The following is an 18,159-nucleotide window of genomic DNA, read 5'->3' as shown; positions in this document are numbered from 1 at the left end:
CGCCGACGTGTCCGGTGGACTCAGCTCCGGATCCCGAGGTGCGGAAGGACTGTTTCCGCCACTCGGTACGCCTCTTCGAGCAGCGGGTTGCCCGAGAGGATGAACGTGTCGACGCCCAACTCCTCGTACTCCCGCAGCCGTTCCACCACCTGCGCCGTGGAGCCGACCACCGCCGTTCCCGGTCCGGGGCGGAACAGGCTCATGCCCGGCCAGAGGTTCGGATGGACCTCGAGTTCACGGGCGCGAGCCGGTACCTTGCCTCCGTGCTGGCGGAACTGGCGCTGCCATCCGACACCGTCCTCGCCCGTCCGGCCGCCGAGCTGCCGTGCGTACGTGGCCTCACTGGTGACGTCGAGCAGCCGGTCCGCGGCCGCCCATGCCTCGTCCTCGGTGTCCCGCACGATCAGGTGCAGCCGCAGCCCGATGCGGAGGCTGCGCCCGTGTGCCGCCGCGCGCTCGCGCACCCGGTCCAGCTTCTCCCTCAGCAGGTGCGGAGGTTCGCCCCAGGTCAGATAGACGTCCACATGCTCGGCCGCCATCTCGATGCCCGGCGCCGACGAGCCGCCGAACCACAGCGGGACGTGTGGCGCCTGCACCGGTCTGAGGTCGCCGAAGGAGGCACCAGCGTCCTTGAGGTCGTAGAAGCGGCCCTTGTGGTCGAAGACCTCACCGGCGGTGAGCCGCTTGACGATCGACCAGTACTCGGCACTCAGCGCATATCGTTCGTCGTGCTCGACGTCCAGACCGTACTCGCGCAGCGTCTTCGTGGACCCGTTGACGACATTGAAGCGCAGCCGGCCGCCGAAGAGCGTGTCGAAGGTGAGGGCCGTCTTCGCGAGCAGGGTCGGCGAGATCAGTCCGGGGTGGACGGCGAGCAGGGGCTTGAAGCGAGGGCTGGTGACGGCGGAGAGCGCGCTGCCCAGCGGCCACACGTCGTACAGGTCCGTCGCCAGCAGCGCGCCGCTGAAGCCGAGGCGCTCGACGGCCCCGGCCAGGCGCTGGAGGTAGCCGAGGTCGACGGGGCGCCGGCCCTCGGGTTCCCAGGGGTAGGCGCCTTCGCGGGGGATGATGTACCACAGGATTTCGGCGGCCATGGTGTCTGTCCCTCAGCTCTGGCGGGCGACGGCGTCGGCGACCGTGACCGGGCGGTCGACGAAGCCGGTGCGGAGGAAGATGTCGGCGGCCTGCTGCTGTTCGGCGAGGAATTCCTCGCTCACCTGCTCGATCCGCCAGGGCAGGGTGCGCAGCGCGGTCTCCCAGTCGTCGACGCTGCCGCCTTGGTGGTCGGCGGCGATCGCCGCTGCTTCCCGGGGATGTGCCGCGGCCCAGGCGTCGGCCCGTCGCAAGGCCCTGACGACGGCGTCGACGATCTCGGGGCGGCGCTCGGCCAGCTCCCTCCGGGTGAAGAACACGGAGCGGTCGGTGATGACGTCCGCGGTGCGCACCAGCACGCGGACGCCACCGGTGCGCAGGGCGGCGGCCAGTTGTGGCCCCTGGGCCACCCAGGCCGCGATGTCTCCGGAGCGCAGTTGCCGTTCGCTGTCCGCTCCGGCGCGGACGGGAGTGATGTCGGCCGTGTAGGACAGGCCGGCGTCGTCCAGGGCTTTGGCGACCAGGTGGGTCTGCCAGGAGCCGATGGCCAGGTGCACGACGCCGCCCTTGAGGTCGGCGACCGTGCGCACCGGGCTGTCCTGGAGGACGAGGAGAGCGCCGTGGTCCGGCCGCGGGGCCGAGACGGCCGCGTAGACGAGGTCGTGCCCGGCGGCCTGCGCGGTCACCGGCGGTGTCGAACCGGTGCCGCCGAAGTCGATCACGCCTTCGGTCAGCAGTTGTCCGGTGCGGACGCCGTCGGTGTAGGCGTGGAAGGCCACCGCTTCTCCGACGGCGGCCAGTTCCTGCTGGGCGTAGTCGAGCCGGGAGAGGTAGTAAAGGGTCGGGTTGCTGGCGTGGACGCCGAGGGTGATGGGCATTCAGTGCGCTCCGGTCGTGGCGGTGTCGGGGGTGGTGGCGTGGACGCCGAGGTCGGCGAGCAGGCGCTGGCGCAGTGCGGCGAAGGAGGGGTCGCCCGGGTCGCGGGGCCGGGCGACGGCGACGGGTTCGTCGGTGACGAGACGGCCCTCACGCAGCACGCAGACGCGGTCGGCCAGCCGCACCGCCTCGTCCACGTCGTGGGTGACGAGCAGGACGGCGGGGCGGTGGGCCCGGCACAACTCGCCCACCAGATCCTGCATGCGCAGACGGGTGAGGGCGTCGAGCGCCGCGAAGGGCTCGTCCAGGAGCAGCAGTTGGGGCTCGCGCACCAGGGCGCGGGCGAGGGCGACCCGCTGGGCCTCACCGCCGGAGAGGGTGGCGGGCCAGGCGTGGGCGTGCCCTTCGAGCCCCACCTCCGCGAGCGCGTGCCGGCCGCGCTCGGCCTGTCCGCGGGGAAGCGCGACGGTCACGTTCGCCAGGACCCGTTTGGACGGCACGAGCCGCGGCTCCTGGAAGACGATCGTGCGCGCCCGGGGGACGAGGACCTCACCGGCGTCCGCCGTGTCCAAGGCCCCCAGGATCCGCAGCAGGGTGGTCTTCCCGCTGCCGCTGGCGCCGAGCAGCGCCACGAACTCCCCGCGGCCGATGGTGAGGTCGAGCCCGTCGAGCACCGTGCGGCCGCCGAACGCCTTGCGCAGGTTCCCGACGTGGACGGCGCTGCTCATCGGGCCGCTCCCCGCCAGGGCATCAGCAGCCGCTCCAGCAGGCGGACGATCGCGTCGGCCAGCAGGCCGAACACTCCGTACACCAGGATGCAGACGGCGAGGACGTCCGTACGGGCGTAGTTCTGCGCCTGTGCCATCAGGTAGCCGATACCGGCGGTCGCGTTGATCTCCTCGGCCGCGATCAGAGCGATCACGCTGAGCGTCATGGACAGCCGCAGACCCGCCAAGAGCGAGGGCAGGGCTCCGGGCAGGACCACCTCCCGCACGACGGCGAGCCGGCTCATCTGGAAGCTGCGCATCGCCTCGACCAGCTTGGCATCGGTGTTGCGGACCCCGCTGGAGGCGGACACGTACATCGGGAACGTCGTGGCGACGGCGATCAGCAGGATCTTGGCGATCTCGTTGATGCCGAACCACACCATGAACAGCGGGACCAGGGACAGGAACGGGATGGTCCGCAGTGTCTGCAGGGAGGAGTCCAGCAGTTCGTCGCCCAGGCGGGTGAAACCCGTGACGACGCCCAGCACCAGGCCGGCGGTGAGCCCGATCAGCAGTCCGGTTCCGGAGCGGGTCAGTGAGGTGGCGAGCGCGTCGGGCAGTTGGCCGTTGCCCCACAACTCGCCGACGGCGCGGACCACGTCCGCGGGCGAGGCCAGTACGTCCGGGGTGAGGACGCCCGTGGCGGAGGCGGCCCACCACAGCGCGAGCAGGGCCACCGGGCCCGACGCCCGTACGGCCACGGTGTACCGCCGCGAGCGTGGGCGCCTGGTGGCGGCCTGCGGGGTCACCAGGTCCGTGTCCGCGACGGGTCCGGCGGTGGGTGCGGCAAGGATCTCGTCGGTCGCCGTCATGACAGCCTGGTCACGTCGAGGAGGTGGGCGGCGACGTCGACCTCGGCGGGTGTGACCTTGTGGTCGGCGTAGAAGCGGGCCACGTCGCGGAACCGCTTGATGTCGGCGTCGGTGATCGGCTCGACGGTCGCGCCCTGGCGGGTGAACTCCACCTGTACGCGCTTGGCCTCGCCGGTGAGGGCCTCGGGGCCGGTGTCGGTGTTGACGTTCAGATAGGCGGCCGGATCCCGCTTCTCCTTCACGCTGCCGTCGTGCAGGTACCGGTAGAGCGCCTTGACGACCTGTGGGTGCTCCTCGGCGAAGGCGGTGCGCACCGCTGTGAGGCTGTAGTTGTCGGAGCCGATGGCCCGTCCGTCGGCGACGAAGTGGGCCTTGCCACTGCCGATCTCGGTCACGGAGTACGTCGCCCACACCGCCCAGGCGTCTACCTGGCCGGCGTTGAACACCGCGGCGGTCTGGTCCGGACGCAAGTAGACCCTGCGGACCTTGTCGGGCGCGATGCCCTCCTTGGCCAGAGCCTTCAGCAGCAGGTACTCGCCGGTGCCGCCCTGGTTGACAGCGACTTTCCTGCCGACGAGGTCCTTGACCGAGCCGATGCCCGAGCCGTTCCTGACCAGGATGCCCTCGCCGGCCGGATCGGGCGCGGTGGCGGTGAAGAACGCGAAGCCGGGCTTCTGCGACAGCGAGGTGATCCCCGAGGTGATCGACCCCACGGCGATGTCGAGCTGGTCGGCGTTGAGCGCCTGCGCGGCCGGTGCGAAGGGCCCGGAGCTGCCGGTCCACTCGACCTTCGCGTGCACCTTCGCCAGCTCCCGGGCGAGCGATCCGTCCTTCTTGCCGAGGGCGAGTACGCCGGCGTTGCCGGGGTCGGGGATGCGCACGGTGACGGTGGAGCCGGTGCCCGAGTCCGCCGCGGATGTCCCGCATCCGCTGAGGGAGAGGAGGGAAGCGACCGTGGCAAGGGCGACGGCAGCCATTCTCGGCGTAAGCATGGCAGTCCTATGTTTCGGTGGAGAGGGATGCGGGCTGGGGCCGGGTGAGACGCAGACGGGCGCGGCGCAGGGGCTCGGGGTCGGCCCAGGTCCCTATGTCGACGGGCGAGGGCAGGAAGCCGTGGGCCCGCAGCGCCGCCTCCTGCCGGGCGAGGAGACCGAGCCGCTCGTCCGACAGGTCGGGACGCAGGGTGCGGTGGGTGCCCGGCCGGTAGGCGCCTTGGACGCCCTCGGCTCCGGCGCCGGTCTCGGAGCCCAGGATCCGGGCCACCTCGGCAGGCTGCGACGCCGCCCAGTCGGAGGCCCTCAACAGCACCGCGAGGAACCGTTCGACGAGTTCCGGATGGTCGTCCAGCAGACGCTGGTGCACGGTGATGGGCCGGGGGGTGCCGTTGTTCACCCGGTGGGCGCGGTCCGGCAGTCCGTCCAGTTCCACGGCGACCTCGGCACCGGCGCGTCGCGCGGCCTCGACGGCGACGGCGCCCTTGACGTAGACCGCGTCGACGTCACCGCGTGCCAGCGCGGCGAGTTCGGCCGCCCACTGGCCGTGATGGCCGTCGGCCGGCACGTCGACCGCCGTGGCGTCGGACAGCGCGTATCCGGCGGAGGCGAGGGCACCTTCGAAGCCCCGTACCGCCATGGCCCGCCAGAAGTCGATCGGCACCCGGTGGCGTGGCAGGGCGAGCCGCAGGCCGCGCAGCGCGGCAGCGCCGCGGATACCGGAGCCGGGCGCCACCAGGATCGTCTGCCGTTCCTCGATCCAGGTCAGGCCGATCAACCGGGTCGGCTCGCCCCGGGAACGGGCCCACAGGGCGGGCACGTTGCCGCCTTCCCGGAACAGCGCGGGCAGGGTGTGCGTGTAGTGGGCCGCGCGGACGGAGCCCGGCACGTCGGACGCGGTGTCCTGCAACGAGCGGACGGCGATGCCGTCGGGAGCGAACTCCTCGGCGAGCCAGTGGCGATCGGCCGCGATGCCGGTCGCCGTGGGCACGGGACAGCGGGTGAACCACAGGGTTTCGGGCAGGGGGATGTGCGTCATGGAGTCTTCCCTGAAGGCGGTGCGCCGCGGGCAGGCGTGCGCAGGGGGAGGCCGACGAACGGGTCGCGGACGTCAGGGCCGTACGGCGGCAGGCGGAAGCTGCGCTCGGACCGTCGCGGCGGTACCGGACGGCTGCGGGGGAGGAGTCAGCGACAGGCGGCGCTGGAGACGCGGGCCAAGTCGATGTGGCGGCGCGCGGTGAGGAGGAGCGCGGCGGCACAGTGGTGCATCGCTGGCTCCTTCCGGTGGTTCCCGTCGGACCTGTTCCGGCGGGACGACCGCAGCCTGACACGGGCGCGGAGCGACCGGCAAGCAGCTTCCCATCATGTGGGAACCGATGTGAACAGTCCGTTGCGGCAGGCTGTGAGGGCGCGGCGGGCATCCCGCGATGTGGGAATCTCAGCCCGTACCCAGGCGCCCGTGGAATCCCAGGCGCCGGCGGATCAGAGGAGGCGACACGTGGTGGCCAGGACTCCGGTGACGGGGGCGCAGGCGGTCCGCCGGGCCCTGGACATGCTGCACTGCTTCCACGACAACGGCCCGGACCTCAGCGCGTCGGAGATGGCCCGCAGACTGTCCCTGCCCACATCGACGGCGCACCGCCTGGCCCGGACGCTGGAGGAGGCCGGCTTCCTCGAACAGGACGCCAGGACCGTCCGTTACCGTCTCGGCCCGGCCGTGACCGAACTGGGGCGGCTGTCGTACCACCAGCGGGGACTGCACCTCGCCTCGCCCGAACTGGCCGACCTCGCGGACCGCACCGGTGCGACGGCCGACCTGGCACTGCGGAGCGGGCCGCACGTGGTGATCGTGGCGGGCGGTTCGGTGACCCCGAAGGTGGGGCTGCGCCGGCCACTGCACTCCACGGCCTTGGGCAAGGTGTTGCTCGCCTGGCCCCGCCCCGGCGAGGGTGGCGCCAAGTCACTGCCGCCGCTGCGGGCTTTCACCGACCGCACGATCGTCGACCGGGAACTCCTCGAGGCCGAACTGGACCGTGTGCGCGCCCAGGAGTACGCCCTCAACGACGGCGAGTCCGCGCCCGGTGTCCGCACCCTGGCCGTGCCGGTCCGCGACCACCTGCATGCGGCGCGGTTCGCCCTGGCGGTCCGCGGCACACCCGAACTGATCACGGCGGAGCGCACGGACTGGTTCCTGGAACAGGCCCGGGCCTGTGCGCGGGCCCTGGAGGTGCTCCTCCTCCCGCCGTCACAGCGCTGCAGCGCGGCCTCACCGCCGACCGGATCGTGACGCCGGGCCATGGCCGGATCCGTTCCGGTCCTGGTACGGGCGGCGTACGACAGGCGGGGGAAGCCGGTGCTCTCACACCTGGGGTGCGGCCCTTCTCTGGTTCTCGGGTGGGGTGCTGTTCGCCGAGTCGGCGGTCCGGTCTTCCCCTCTTTCCTGCTCAGCGGGCGGCGGTCACAGCGGCGTTGCCGTAGTACGCGTCCGGTCCGTGCTTGCGGGTGAAGTGCCGGTCGAGCAGGTGTTGCGGGGGCCGCGGGGGGTCGGCGGGTGAGTGCAGCGCCAGGGTGCGCAGTGCCATCTCGGCGACCGCCTCGCAGACGATGGCGTTCTCGAGCGACGCGGTCGCGGTCGCCCCCCAGGTGAACGGGCCGTGCCGCGAGACGAGCGCTCCGGGCACCTGCTCGGCCCGGTGCGGATCGCCTTCGAGGAGCGCCACGATCACTTGGCCGGTGTTGTATTCGTAGTCACGCGCACACTGTTCGGCCGTGAGGTCCTCGGTCACCGGGACGGGACCGTTGAAGGTGTCCGCATGCGTGGTCCCGAGGACAGGGATCGGACGGCGTGCCTGCGCGAAGGCGACCGCATGGGTCGAGTGCGTGTGGGTGACGCCCCCGATGGAGGGAAAGGCGCGGTACAGGCACCGGTGGGTCTCGGTGTCGGTGGACGGTTTGAAGTGGCCTTCGACGACCTGCCCGTCCTCCAGGGCGACCACGACCAGGTCCTCCGCCGTGAGGTCCGCGTACGAGACGCCGGACGGCTTGATGACGAAGACTCCGGCATCGCGGTCGACGCCACTGACGTTTCCCCAGGTGAGGGTGGCCAGACCGGCCTCCCGTATCCGCAGGTTGGCCGCCAGGACCTCCCGGCGGAGATCCCCGAAGGAGAGGGACTCGGTCACTACGTTCTCACCGTCTTTCCGTCATGGACAGCGGTGCCCGGTCCGTGCCCTGTGGTGGGTGCGACCGCGCACGAGGGGCTGAAGGGACGAGATCGCGTGTGCATCCTGGGCAGTCGGCGCTCACCCCTCGGCACATTGTGCGCGCTAACATAACGCGAACTCAAGGGCTGACGCGAGAACCAGGGACGTGTAGATTCCAAAAATGTGAGCGCACACATCGCTGTGTGCCGGAAGATCGCATCGGAGTGCGTGCTGATGCGGATCCGGCGCCGGAGGGGCGGCGGCGAGGCGGTACCTTGAGGAAAGGGCAATGCAATCAGCGAGGAGGGGGGAGAGGCTTGACCCGGCTCCCGGATGTCTCCAGAGCGCCCACCATGGCCGATGTGGCGCGCGTGGCCGGCGTGTCGCATCAGACCGTCTCGCGCGTGCTCAGTGGTCATCCCAACGTCAGCGCCAAGACCCGTTCGGCGGTGATGGAGGTCGTCGAGCAGCTGGGCTATCGCCGGAACTCGGTGGCTCGGGCCCTCGCCACGCGCAGGACGCACACGCTGGGCGTCATCGCGGTCAACACCACGCTGCATGGACCTGCCAGCACGCTGTTCGGTGTTCAGGAGGCGGCACGGGAACGCGGCTATCTGACCACCTCCGTCACTCTCCAGACGCTCACGGAGGCATCGCTCACCGAGGCCATGCACCACCTCGCCGCCTGGGGTGTGGAAGGGGTGATCGCCATCACCCCGCAGCGTGACGCCGTCCGGGCTCTGGCCGCGCTGGAGGCTCCCTTCCCCGTGGTGACCGTCGAGGGTGGCCACGCGCTCGACCTTCCCGGCGTGTCGGTCGACCAGTACGCCGGGGCCCGTATGGTCACGGAACATCTCCTCGCGGCGGGGCACTCCACCGTCTGGCATGTGGCCGGCCCTGCCGACTGGCTGGAGAGCGAAGGCCGTACGGCCGGCTGGGAGAGCGCGCTGCGGGAGGCCGGTGCCGAGGTGCCACCCGTGCTGCGAGGCGACTGGAGCCCGTTGTCGGGATACCAGGCCGGCCAGCAGCTCGCCGGCCGGGCTCTGGCCTCGGGCGGCCGTGGCACGGAACTCACAGCGGTGTTCGTCGCGAACGACCACATGGCACTGGGCGTGTTGCGGGCCTTCCGGGAGGTGGGGCTGCGCACTCCGGCGGACGTCGCCCTCGCCGGCTTCGACGACACGCCCGAGGCGGAGTTCTTCCCTCCTCCGCTCACCACGGTGCGCCAGGACTTCAGATCGCTCGGCCGTAAGAGCATCGAACTGCTCCTGAACCACATCGAAGGCACCGTGTCCAAGGCCGAGCACCTGACGATCGCCCCGGAGCTCATCGTCCGCGCCAGCACCGCCCGCCGCAGGACCGGGATCGAAGAGCCCTCGGCCTGATCCGGGTCCGGCCTGCCTACGCGCTGGGGGTCAGCAGCACCTTGCCGACGGCGCAGTCGCCCGATGCCACCAGGTCCAGAGCCTGCTCGTAGGCATCCAGGGAGAAGGTGTGGGTGATCAGAGGCCTCGTGTCCAGCCCTCCTTCGGCGAAGGCGCGCACGGCCAGGGACCACGCGGCCGATGAAGCACCCAGCACAGGCTGGACCGCGAGCCGCCGCCGCACCAGCTCGACGACATCGAGGGTGCCCGCGCCCGGGCTGGTGCTCGTGCAGACGAGCCGGCCACCCTCGCGCAGAACGCCCAGCACCTGGCGTGACGTGGCGCGCGCGTCAACCGTGTGGATGGCGACATCGCACAGCCCGGGCAGCGGTTCACCGCACGGGACGTAGACCGTTGCCCCGAAGGCCCGGGCCATGTCCGCGCGCTCGGCGCGGGAGCCCACGACGATCACCCGGCCCACGCCCGCGGTCGCCAGGAACCGGGTTATCAGCAGACCGAGCACTCCGTCTCCGAGCACCGCAACACTCTCACCCGGGTCGGCCTTCGCCGTGAGGACGGTCGCCACCGCCAAGGCCGCGGGTTCCAAGAGGGATGCCGCCGCCAGGTCGGCGTCCTGCGGCAGCACGTGCAGCGAGTGCGCGGGCACCACCAGTGTTTCCGCCATTCCCCCCGGCTGGGTGAAGCCCGTCTCTTCGTAGCCCTCGTCGCAGAGCGTGCCCCGGTCCACGTGGCAGGGTTCGCACAGCCGGCAGCCTCGGATGCTCTCGCCCACGACCTTCTGCCCGAGGAGATCGGCAGGCACTCCGTCGCCCACGCGCTCCACCGTGCCCGACCATTCGTGTCCCGGAGTGACGGGGTAACGCACGAGCCTCTGGGGCCGCACGCCCCGCAGCAGGTCCGCGTCGCTCTGGCAGATTCCGTTGCTGTGCACGCGGACCAAGGCTTGTCCGGGCCCCGGCGTCCCGTGCGCCCTGGCGATCAGTCGATGTTCCCCCGGCCGGGTGACCAGGACCGCCGCGGTCATCGCCCGCTCCCGACCCAGCCGTCTCGCCTTACCCCCGCGACCCAGCACGGGGTGCCGCCGCGCCGGAACAACCCTGTTCCGATCATCATCGTCTCCCCACTGTTCGATATTTCGAATGTTGTTCGATATGCTGGCGGTACGTTAGGACTCTTCCGCGATGCACGTCAATGGCACACACAGTGAAGCCAAGGAGCCGAACCGGTCACACTTCAAGAACCCGACCAAGCGCATGCACGGGAGATCACCGACTTCACCGGGAAGGTGGACGCGGGGCACGCGCCGGCGCTTCGGATGGCCTGATCCCGGACCCCGGACCGCCTCGCCCAGACCCGCGCTCCGGCGACCTGCTGTCCCGCATCACGGGGGCCCTCCACGGCAGCCCGGTGACCTCTCGACGAGGGGAGCGCCCCCGAATTGTGGGCGCTCACATTCACCTACGTTATGTGCCCGTCGCCTTCCGGTCGCACCCCCGCTCGCTCGCGCCGATCGCCGCGTCGGCCTGGCCTGCGTCTCCCCTTGCCGGCCGTAGACAGCTCGTCCGCCGGCCGGTCAGCCAACATTCCCTCTGCTGCTCTATCGGTGGACTTGTCCGCACAGGGCACTTGCGCCGCAGGATTGTTAGCGCTCACAATGCGAGGGCAACGACCGTGCCCGTCGCACTGCGGACCCTGCCCGGCTGCTGAGCCGTCCGCGGCCGTACGGCTTCCCGAAAGGCAATCCGGTGACCTCCCCCTCGCCTCCCGCAGACCTCGCCACCCCCTCCTCGGACGACCGCGAGCGGTACACCGTGGGCGTCGACTTCGGCACCCTGTCGGGCCGCGCCGTGGTGGTGCGGGTGCGCGACGGTCGGGAACTGGCCTCCGCGGTCCACGAGTACGCGCACGCCGTGATCGACGAACGCCTTCCCGGCACCGGTGCGCAGCTGCCGCCGGACTGGGCGCTCCAGCATCCCGACGACTGGCGCGAGGTGCTGCGCAGGGCCGTGCCGGAGGCGGTCGCGGCGTCCGGCGTCGACCCCGGTGACGTCATCGGCATCGCCACCGATTTCACCGCCTGCACGGTGCTGCCCACGCTCGCCGACGGAACCCCGCTGGCCGAGACGGACCTTGCCGGCCGCCCGCACGCCTGGCCCAAGCTGTGGAAGCACCACTCCGCCCAGGGCCAGGCCGACCGCATCAACGACCTGGCGCACGCCCGGGGCGAGAAGTGGATCGGCAGGTACGGCGGCAAGATCTCCGCCGAGTGGGAGTTCGCCAAGGCGCTGCAGGTCCTGGAGGAGGACCCGGCGATCTACGACGCGTGCGCCCGCTGGATCGAGGCGGCCGACTGGATCGTCTGGCAGCTCACCGGCGAGGAGTCCCGCAACGCCTGCACCGCCGGGTACAAGGGCATCCACCAGGACGGCGGTTACCCGAGCGAGGACTATCTGGCCGCGCTGAACCCGCGGTTCGCCGACTTCGCCCGCACCCGGCTCGACTTCCCCCTGTCGCCGCTGGGGTCCCGCGTGGGCTCGCTGAGCGATCAGGCGGCCGGGTGGACCGGGCTGCGTCCCGGCATCGCGGTGGCGGCGGGCAACGTCGACGCCCATGTCACGGCGGCCGCGGCCCAGGCCGTGGAGAACGGGCGGCTGCTGGCCATCATGGGCACCTCCACCTGCCACGTCGTCAACGCCGACGTCCTCGCCGAAGTCCCCGGGATCTGCGGGGTCGTGGACGGCGGCATCGTGGAGGGGGCGTACGGATACGAGGCCGGGCAGAGCGCGGTCGGCGACATCTTCGCCTGGGTGCTGCGCCAGGGCGTCCCGCGGGACTACTACGACGAGGCCGCCGAGCGGGGCGAGGATCTGCACGCCCTGCTCACCCGCAAGGCCGCCGGCCAGCCGGTCGGCGGGCACGGCCTGATCGCCCTGGACTGGCTGAACGGCAATCGTTCCGTCCTCGTCGACCACCACCTCTCGGGCGTCATCGTCGGCCTGACCCTCGCCACCCGCCCCGAGGACGTCTACCGCGCCATGCTGGAAGCCACAGCCTTCGGCACCCGTGTCATCGTCGAAGCCCTGGAGGGCGGCGGCGTACCGGTGAGCGAGTTCATCGTCGCCGGCGGACTGGCCAAGAACGAACTGCTCATGCAGATCTACGCCGATGTCCTGCGCCGCCCGGTGTCCCTCGCCGCCTCGAAGCAGGGCCCTGCTCTCGGCTCGGCCATCCACGCCGCCGTCGCCGCCGGCGCGTACCCCGACGTGCGGACCGCGACGGCCGCGATGGGCCGCCTCGAGCGCGCCGTCTACGTGCCCGACCCGTCGCGCGCCGACGCCTACGACGCGCTGTTCGCCGAATACCGGCTGCTGCACGACCACTTCGGGTCCCACGACCTGCTGCAGCGGCTGCGCGGCATCCGCAACGCGTCGCTCACCGCCGGCTGACCCTCCTCCCCGCCGGCCGCGTGCGCCGCGGCCGGCACCGGATCCACCCCTCTCTCTTCTTCAGGAGCCCACGTGCCCAGCCATCGTTCCCCTGTCCGTGAACTCTGGTTCCTCACCGGCAGCCAAGGGCTGTACGGAGAAGAGACACTGAAGCAGGTCGCGGAGCAGTCCCAGCGGATAGCCGCCACGCTGGCCGGTACGGACGGCCTTCCGGTCAGTGTCGTGTGGAAGCCGGTGCTGACCGACGCGGCCGCGATCCGGCGCATCTGTCTGGACGCCAACGGCGACGACCGCTGTGTGGGCCTCATCGCCTGGATGCACACCTTCTCGCCGGCGAAGATGTGGATCGCGGGCCTGGACGCGCTGCGCAAGCCACTGCTGCACCTGCACACCCAGTCGAACGTGGCCCTGCCCTGGGACACCATCGACATGGACTTCATGAACCTCAACCAGGCGGCGCACGGCGACCGGGAGTTCGGCCACATCCAGGGCCGCGTGGGTGTGCCGCGCAAGACGGTGGCCGGCCACATCAGCGACCCGACGACGGTCGCGCGCATCGTGACCTGGGCGCGTGCCGCGTCCGCCCGGGCCGAACTGGCCACGCTCAAGGTCGCCCGCTTCGGCGACAACATGCGTGATGTCGCCGTCACCGAGGGCGACAAGGTCGAGGCGCAGCTCCGCCTCGGTGTCTCCGTCAACACGTACGGCGTCAACGACCTGGTCGAGGTCGTCGACTCGGTGGACGAGAGCGACATCGCGGCGCTGGTCAAGGAGTACGAGGACCTCTACCGACTGGCGCCGGAACTGCGGGCGGGCGGCGAGCGCCACGACTCCCTGCGCTACGCCGCGCGGATCGAGGCCGGTCTGCGGTCCTTCCTCACGGAGGGCGGCTTCAAGGCGTTCACCACCAACTTCGAGGACCTCGGCGGCCTGCGCCAGCTGCCGGGGCTCGCCGTGCAGCGTCTGATGGCCCAGGGCCACGGCTTCGGCGGGGAGGGCGACTGGAAGACCTCGGTACTGCTGCGCGCCCTCAAGGTCGCCGCCGAAGGTCTGCCGGGCGGCACCTCCTTCATGGAGGACTACACCTACGACCTGACGCCCGGCCAGGAGCTGATCCTCGGCGCGCACATGCTGGAGGTGTGTCCGTCGATCGCAGGTGACACACCCGGCTGTGAGATCCACCCGCTGGGCATCGGCGGTCGCGAGGATCCCGTCCGGCTGGTGTTCGACGCGGCCCCGGGCCGTGCCGTCGTCATCGGCCTGAGCGACCTCGGTGACCGCTTCCGCCTCGTGGCCAACGAGGTCGACGTGGTGCCGCCGCCGCACCCGCTGCCCGCGCTGCCGGTGGCCCGCGCGGTCTGGCGTCCCCTGCCCGACCTCCGTACGTCCACGGAGTCGTGGCTGACCGCCGGCGGCCCGCACCACACCGTCCTGAGCACGGCGCTCACCTCCGAGCACCTGGACGACCTCGCCGAGATGCTGAAGGTGGAACTCGCCCTCATCGACGAGACGACCACGTTCCGGCAGTTCCGCAGTGAGCTGCGCTGGAACCAGGCGTACCACCGCCTGGCACTCGGCATGTGACATCCAGCGAACGGACCTCGGGCGGAGAGGCGGCCGCTACGCCCTCTCCAGCCGTCCGTGTCCGCCGTTCCGCACTCTCAGCAGGGCCCGCGCACCGGGAGGCACACCGGTCCGCGGGCCCTGCCTTCCGTGATCGCACGCCATGAGGACGTACATGAACAGCATCATCACGAACTGGGCCGGGAACATCACCTTCGGAGCGCGACGCCTCGCCGCTCCCGCCTCGGTCGAGGAACTGCAGGAGTTCGTCGCCGGGTCCACGGCGGTGCGGGCCCTCGGCACCCGCCACTCGTTCAACGCGATCGCCGACACGGCGGGGGATCTCGTCTCCACGGCCCGCCTCCCGCGCGTTGTCGACATCGATCCGCAGGCCCGCACCGTCACGGTGAGCGCGGGAACGCGTTTCGGCGAGATCACCGGCACCCTTCACGAGTCCGGGTTCGCCCTGCACAACCTGGGGTCCCTGCCGCACATCTCGATAGCCGGCGCCTGTGCGACCGGCACGCACGGATCCGCAACGGGACCCTCGCTTCCGCGGTGCGGGCGGTCGAGTACGTCTCGGCCACCGGCGAACTCGTGACGAGCCGCCGCGGTGACGCGCACTTCGCCGGCTCGGTGGTCGCTCTCGGAGCCCTCGGTGTGGTCACGAAACTGACGCTGGACCTGGTGCCCGCCTTCGACGTCCAGCAGTGGGTCTACGAGGACCTGCCCCTGGCCACGCTCCGGGACCGTTTCGACGAGGTGATGTCCGCCGCCTACAGCGTCAGTCTCTTCACCGGCTGGCAGGACAGCTCAATCGACCAGGTGTGGCTCAAACGACGCGTGGACGAGCCGGAAGGCCCGGTGATCCGACCCGGACGGTGGCTCGGCGCCTCGCTGGCCGACGGGGCGCGGCATCCCGTTCCCGGCATGCCGGCCGACGCCTGTACCCCGCAGGCAGGGTTGCCGGGCCCGTCCCCGCTGCGGCTCCCGCACTTCCGGCTGGAACACACACCCAGCAGCGGTGACGAGCTGCAGTCGGAGTTCTTCGTCGCCCGCGAGGACGCCGTTGCCGCGTTCGACGCCCTCCACCGCGTGCGCGAGGCCTTCGCCCCCCACCTGAGGATCGGAGAGATCCGGAGCGTGGCCTCGGACGACCTGTGGCTCAGTCCCGCTCAGGGGCGGGACTCGGTGGCCTTCCACTTCACCTGGCTGCCCGACCCCGAGCCGGTGACGAAGGCCCTGCACGTGATCGAGGAGGTATTGGCGCCCCTCGCCGCCCGTCCGCACTGGGGCAAGGTGTTCGTGACGCGGCCCGAGGTACTGCGCGGCCTCTACCCGCACTACGACCGTTTCGCCCGGCTCATGTGGGCGTCAGACCCCGAGGGCGTGTTCCGCAACGACTTCGTCGCTCACCACTTTCCCCTCTCGACGCTCGTCCCGGAATGACCGTCCGCGCGTCGGGTGCCCGGCACCGGCCGCTTCAGCAGGTCCGCACCCGGCCTTCGTGACGGGGGCCGAGCGGGTACTACCCGGAGCCGATGGAGCGCCGGCGCGCGCGCACTGTTCGGCCCAGCACGCTGCCAGGAGCCCTCGGTGGAGAGCGGAGGCCCGGATCGGCGAGCAGGTATACCTCGTTGGGAGATCGGCGTGGGCGTGTCGCCGGCGCGCCGACAGATGCCTGCGGCCCGCCGGGTCGTGCCGGTACCCGGTCCGACGCGGTCCGTGGCGGCAGACCACGCTCCCAGGTCAGCCGGACGTCAGCGTGGTCCACTTCTGGTTGGAGCCGCCGGTGCAGTCCCACAGCTGGAGCTGCGTGCCGTCGGCGGTGGAGAAGCCCGGGTCGTCGAGGCAGCGGCCGGAGGCGGGGTTGCGGTAGCCGCCGTTGTAGGGCTGCCATACCTGGTTGGCGGCGCCGTGGCAGGACCAGATCTGCACCTTCGTGCCGTTGGCGGTGTTCCCGCCGGCGGCGTCGAGGCACTTGCCCAGGGAGCGCAGGGTGCCGTCGGTGTAGGCGGACCAGACCTGGCCGGCGCCGTTGCCGCAGCTCCAGATCTGGACGGCGGTCCCGTCGGCGCTGCTGGCGCCGTTGACGTCGAGGCACTTCCCGGCGATGCCGGACTGCACGCGGGTGGGGACGGGGGCGGGGTTCTTCAGCCACCCGGCGTCGTCCGCGGTCCGGATGCCACGGTAGAAGGCGTCGGCCATCTTCTGGTAGCCCGCGTCGTTGGGATGCAGGGAGTCGGCCAGGTCGGCCGTGGTCAGGCCGCTCATGTCCACGTACGCGACGTGCCTGCCCGCGGCCCGCGCGTCACCGACGATGCGGGAGGCGGCCTGGTTGTACGCGCCCCGCAACCGTTCCTCCGAGGCGCTGGTGGATACGACGAGGGAGGCGACGAGGACGGTCGCGTCGGGGACGTCGGCGGTGACCTGACCGACCAGCGATCGCAGCCGGGCGGTGGCGGTGTCGACCTCGGAGGCCCCCTGGAGGTCGTTGGTCCCGATGTGCAGTGTCACGACGTTGGGTCGGTACCGGGTCAGCGAGGCGTCGGCGAGTGCGGCGATCTGGTCGATGCGGTATCCGGAGTGGCCTTCGTTGTCGGGGTCCGACATCGAACCGTTCCGCACCGTGCCTACGAAGTCCAGCGGATGGCCGTCCGCCGCGAGCTTGTTCCACAGCGGTCCCCGGTAGCCGTTGCCCGTGCTGCTTCCCACGCCCCAGGTTATGGAGTCACCCAACGGCATGAGGCGTAAGGGTGTGTTCGATGCGGCGGAGGCAGGGGCCACGCCGGCCGTCGTGACCCCGAGCGCGGCAGCGACAAGCGTGACCAGGGTGAGAATCCAGGACTTTCTCATGCGCACGTCCTCTTCTGGGAGTGAGGGGTGAGGTGACCAGCTCGCAAGTTCGCGATATCGAACATTGGTTGGTCTATCGAGCAACGTGGATGATAGAGGGCCGGCGGGGCGAGTCAATCCTCTGCGCATGGTCCGTCTGGTGATGCGAAACATTCGTGTGTGGCGCGTGTCGGCGCTTCCGCAAGCCCATGGGTCGAACCCCGCAGTTCGGCGGCCATGTGAGGACCTCGCCGGCTGGGTCGCGAGCCGAGGCGGAGACCGGACGGTGTTGACATGTCTGGAGACCTCCCTAGTATCCGTGAGGCCCAACTTTCCGAATGGCGTTCGAAATTGCGAACTACTTGGTGGCTCAAATGTCATGGCCCTGACGGGAAGCTGTTTCCTCCGGGTAAAGGAGTCCTTGGTGCCCAGACGATCAGGCGGACGACTGCTCCGCACCGGGGGTATCCCTGTGGCCGCCTCCACCTCGCGGCTGCGGGGCGGCGCGTCCGGCCGCCGCGCGGACGTGGACAACGCCTCCACCGCCGCCGGCGCCACCGTCCTGCTCTGGGACTGCCACACGGCCGCCAACCAGCTATGGACCACCTGGGCGGGCGGCGAGATCCGCGTCTACGGCGACAAGTGCCTGGACGCCTACGACCAGGGCACCGCCAACGGCACCCGGGTCGTCACCTGGCCCCGCAACGGCCAGGACAACCAGAAGTGGACCCGCCCGTGAGGGGCACCGCGCAGCAGTCGTCCGCCGACATCCTGAGGAGGCCATGATGACGATCCCGGCCCGGCGGTCGTCCGCCACCGGCACGAGGCTCAGCCGGGCACTCGCCTGGACCCTGGGTCTCCTGCTGGCGTTCGCCGTCGTCCCTGCCGCGGTGGGGCCCACGCCGGCCAGGGCCGACAACCCGATCGTGCAGCACGTCTACACCGCGGACCCGGCCCCGCTGGTCCATGACGGACGGGTCTACCTCTACACCGGGCACGACGAGGACGGCTCCACGTACTACACCATGAAGGACTGGCGTGTGTGGTCAGCTCGAAGAAATTGGTCGGAAGGCTTTCGGCTGGATCTATTGACTACCTGTGCTGACAGCATCGGCTCGGGACCGGTGCTGTCCCTGCGGCGGACGTCTGCCAGCAGAAGCGTCATCATCCGGCTGTGGTAGAGCACCC

15 protein-coding genes and 2 pseudogenes are annotated in these 18,159 nt (G+C 70.9%); 7 read left to right on the top strand and 10 right to left on the bottom strand.

Going from position 1 to position 18,159, the window contains the following annotated elements:
- Positions 1-20: 20 nt before the first annotated feature.
- The 7 genes from ACH4OA_RS02035 to ACH4OA_RS02005 form a co-directional block, all read right to left on the bottom strand.
- Entirely contained in the window at positions 21-1,094 is a 1,074-nt protein-coding gene (locus ACH4OA_RS02035) for an LLM class flavin-dependent oxidoreductase (RefSeq protein WP_397967164.1), read from the bottom strand.
- Between the two features lie 12 nt (positions 1,095-1,106).
- Complete coding sequence (locus tag ACH4OA_RS02030; RefSeq protein ID WP_365875246.1) at positions 1,107-1,970, bottom strand: ABC transporter substrate-binding protein; 864 nt, start codon at positions 1,968-1,970, stop codon at positions 1,107-1,109.
- On the bottom strand, positions 1,971-2,696 hold the full coding sequence (locus ACH4OA_RS02025; protein ID WP_397967162.1) for an ABC transporter ATP-binding protein: 726 nt from the start codon (positions 2,694-2,696) through the stop codon (positions 1,971-1,973).
- Entirely contained in the window at positions 2,693-3,547 is an 855-nt protein-coding gene (locus ACH4OA_RS02020; protein ID WP_397945599.1) for an ABC transporter permease, read from the bottom strand. The genes ACH4OA_RS02025 and ACH4OA_RS02020 overlap by 4 nt, the downstream gene beginning before the upstream one ends.
- Positions 3,544-4,524, bottom strand: coding sequence for an NrtA/SsuA/CpmA family ABC transporter substrate-binding protein (locus ACH4OA_RS02015; RefSeq protein ID WP_397967160.1), 981 nt, complete (start codon positions 4,522-4,524; stop codon positions 3,544-3,546). Before ACH4OA_RS02015 ends, ACH4OA_RS02020 begins: the two co-directional genes overlap by 4 nt.
- 22 nt (positions 4,525-4,546) lie before the next feature.
- A complete protein-coding gene (locus tag ACH4OA_RS02010) occupies positions 4,547-5,578 on the bottom strand; it encodes an ABC transporter substrate-binding protein (RefSeq protein ID WP_397967158.1) in 1,032 nt (343 codons plus the stop codon).
- A gap of 146 nt (positions 5,579-5,724) precedes the next feature.
- Positions 5,725-5,808: a putative leader peptide gene (locus ACH4OA_RS02005; protein WP_365875289.1), complete on the bottom strand. Its 84-nt coding sequence runs from the start codon at positions 5,806-5,808 to the stop codon at positions 5,725-5,727.
- Positions 5,809-6,091: 283 nt separating this feature from the next.
- On the opposite strand from ACH4OA_RS02005, the gene ACH4OA_RS02000 reads away from it, so the two are divergent.
- On the top strand, positions 6,092-6,826 hold the full coding sequence (locus ACH4OA_RS02000) for an IclR family transcriptional regulator (RefSeq protein ID WP_397935654.1): 735 nt from the start codon (positions 6,092-6,094) through the stop codon (positions 6,824-6,826).
- A 157-nt stretch (positions 6,827-6,983) separates the two neighbouring features.
- On the opposite strand, the gene araD is transcribed toward ACH4OA_RS02000, so the two are convergent.
- On the bottom strand, positions 6,984-7,721 hold the full coding sequence (gene araD, locus ACH4OA_RS01995; protein ID WP_397967156.1) for an L-ribulose-5-phosphate 4-epimerase AraD: 738 nt from the start codon (positions 7,719-7,721) through the stop codon (positions 6,984-6,986).
- A gap of 338 nt (positions 7,722-8,059) precedes the next feature.
- Between araD and ACH4OA_RS01990 the strand changes: the two genes are divergently transcribed.
- Positions 8,060-9,127 (top strand): LacI family DNA-binding transcriptional regulator, encoded by a 1,068-nt coding sequence (locus ACH4OA_RS01990; RefSeq protein WP_397967153.1) that lies wholly within the window; start codon positions 8,060-8,062, stop codon positions 9,125-9,127.
- A 16-nt stretch (positions 9,128-9,143) separates the two neighbouring features.
- On the opposite strand, the gene ACH4OA_RS01985 is transcribed toward ACH4OA_RS01990, so the two are convergent.
- Positions 9,144-10,151, bottom strand: coding sequence for a zinc-binding dehydrogenase (locus ACH4OA_RS01985; protein ID WP_397967151.1), 1,008 nt, complete (start codon positions 10,149-10,151; stop codon positions 9,144-9,146).
- 721 nt (positions 10,152-10,872) lie between these two features.
- Here ACH4OA_RS01985 and araB point away from each other — a divergent pair.
- The 3 genes and pseudogenes from araB to ACH4OA_RS01970 all read left to right on the top strand — a co-directional run bounded on the left by araB (position 10,873) and on the right by ACH4OA_RS01970 (position 15,585).
- Entirely contained in the window at positions 10,873-12,573 is a 1,701-nt protein-coding gene (araB, locus tag ACH4OA_RS01980; RefSeq protein ID WP_397967149.1) for a ribulokinase, read from the top strand.
- A gap of 72 nt (positions 12,574-12,645) precedes the next feature.
- Entirely contained in the window at positions 12,646-14,157 is a 1,512-nt protein-coding gene (gene araA, locus ACH4OA_RS01975; protein WP_397935214.1) for an L-arabinose isomerase, read from the top strand.
- 154 nt (positions 14,158-14,311) lie between these two features.
- Positions 14,312-15,585 (top strand): annotated as a pseudogene (locus ACH4OA_RS01970) (FAD-binding protein).
- 300 nt (positions 15,586-15,885) lie between these two features.
- On the opposite strand, the gene ACH4OA_RS01965 reads toward ACH4OA_RS01970, so the two are convergent.
- Entirely contained in the window at positions 15,886-16,992 is a 1,107-nt protein-coding gene (locus ACH4OA_RS01965) for a ricin-type beta-trefoil lectin domain protein (RefSeq protein WP_397967146.1), read from the bottom strand.
- 436 nt (positions 16,993-17,428) lie between these two features.
- Here ACH4OA_RS01965 and ACH4OA_RS01960 point away from each other — a divergent pair.
- Positions 17,429-17,701: pseudogene (locus ACH4OA_RS01960) on the top strand (ricin-type beta-trefoil lectin domain protein); the annotation flags it as partial.
- A gap of 52 nt (positions 17,702-17,753) precedes the next feature.
- Positions 17,754-18,152, top strand: a complete 399-nt coding sequence (locus ACH4OA_RS01955) for a hypothetical protein (RefSeq protein WP_397967143.1) — start codon at positions 17,754-17,756, stop codon at positions 18,150-18,152.
- Positions 18,153-18,159 lie beyond the last annotated feature (7 nt).

Source organism: Streptomyces sp. NPDC017095, from assembly GCF_044332325.1.
In the GTDB taxonomy this organism is placed as follows: domain Bacteria; phylum Actinomycetota; class Actinomycetes; order Streptomycetales; family Streptomycetaceae; genus Streptomyces.
The sequence above is the reverse complement of the archived record's forward strand: the minus strand, read 5'-3'. Positions and strand labels throughout refer to the sequence as shown.

What these genes read in the sequence shown, in the direction of transcription:
- ACH4OA_RS02035 (WP_397967164.1), bottom strand. Translation starts at nt 1,094, where the DNA reads ATGGCCGCCGAAATCCTGTGGTACATCATCCCCCGCGAAGGCGCCTAC.
- ACH4OA_RS02030 (WP_365875246.1), bottom strand. Translation starts at nt 1,970, where the DNA reads ATGCCCATCACCCTCGGCGTCCACGCCAGCAACCCGACCCTTTACTAC.
- ACH4OA_RS02025 (WP_397967162.1), bottom strand. Translation starts at nt 2,696, where the DNA reads ATGAGCAGCGCCGTCCACGTCGGGAACCTGCGCAAGGCGTTCGGCGGC.
- ACH4OA_RS02020 (WP_397945599.1), bottom strand. Translation starts at nt 3,547, where the DNA reads ATGACGGCGACCGACGAGATCCTTGCCGCACCCACCGCCGGACCCGTC.
- ACH4OA_RS02015 (WP_397967160.1), bottom strand. Translation starts at nt 4,524, where the DNA reads ATGGCTGCCGTCGCCCTTGCCACGGTCGCTTCCCTCCTCTCCCTCAGC.
- ACH4OA_RS02010 (WP_397967158.1), bottom strand. Translation starts at nt 5,578, where the DNA reads ATGACGCACATCCCCCTGCCCGAAACCCTGTGGTTCACCCGCTGTCCC.
- ACH4OA_RS02005 (WP_365875289.1), bottom strand. Translation starts at nt 5,808, where the DNA reads ATGCACCACTGTGCCGCCGCGCTCCTCCTCACCGCGCGCCGCCACATC.
- ACH4OA_RS02000 (WP_397935654.1), top strand. Translation starts at nt 6,092, where the DNA reads ATGCTGCACTGCTTCCACGACAACGGCCCGGACCTCAGCGCGTCGGAG.
- ACH4OA_RS01985 (WP_397967151.1), bottom strand. Translation starts at nt 10,151, where the DNA reads ATGACCGCGGCGGTCCTGGTCACCCGGCCGGGGGAACATCGACTGATC.
- ACH4OA_RS01965 (WP_397967146.1), bottom strand. Translation starts at nt 16,992, where the DNA reads ATGAGAAAGTCCTGGATTCTCACCCTGGTCACGCTTGTCGCTGCCGCG.
- ACH4OA_RS01955 (WP_397967143.1), top strand. Translation starts at nt 17,754, where the DNA reads ATGATGACGATCCCGGCCCGGCGGTCGTCCGCCACCGGCACGAGGCTC.